Source organism: Oleiphilus sp. HI0061 (assembly GCF_001635675.1).
This window is the reverse complement of sequence record NZ_LWFE01000448.1, coordinates 1-575: the sequence shown is the minus strand read 5'-3', so window position 1 is coordinate 575 and position 575 is coordinate 1. Positions and strand designations below refer to the sequence as shown.

The window sequence follows — 575 nt, the reverse complement described above, 5'->3', positions numbered from 1 at the left end:
GTTAATCGGGCAGGGCCCTAAGCGCTTTGCTATCGCGCCTTTAAACTTGTACTAAACAAGAGCTTCAAATTCTACCGTAGGATTGCAGCAATCCAGTGCACTCTTGTTAATCGGGCAGAGCCCTAAGCGCTTTGCTATCGCGCCTTTAAACTACACCGTAAACTATATCGATAAATCTTTATAGTCCACTAACAAAAAACCTCGGATAAATCCGAGGTTTTTTAGAATTTGGAGCGGGAAACGAGATTCGAACTCGCGACCCCAACCTTGGCAAGGTTGTGCTCTACCAGCTGAGCTATTCCCGCAGATCACTTCATATTTCATTGCAACACTCTAGTAAAAAACAACTTTTCGTTGCCTGTGTTGCTGAAGTGGCGCATATATTAACGGATTCGATTTAAGAGTCAAGCAATGTTTAAGAGAATAATTCACTTTTTTTCAGCTATCTATTTTCCGAGAAGCAGATCGATTATTTTTTATACCAAAGCAGTAATACTTACTCCGCTTCTAACTCTCTTCAGAGAATAAGTGCTCCCACGATGCTGTGAGATATTGGTACATTGACCATAGCGTAA

The 575-nt window shown here is 41.4% G+C and carries 1 tRNA gene; it reads right to left on the bottom strand.

Annotated elements, in window-relative coordinates:
* Positions 1-229: 229 nt before the first annotated feature.
* Positions 230-305 (bottom strand) — tRNA-Gly (locus A3735_RS06080).
* Between the last annotated feature and the right edge of the window lie 270 nt (positions 306-575).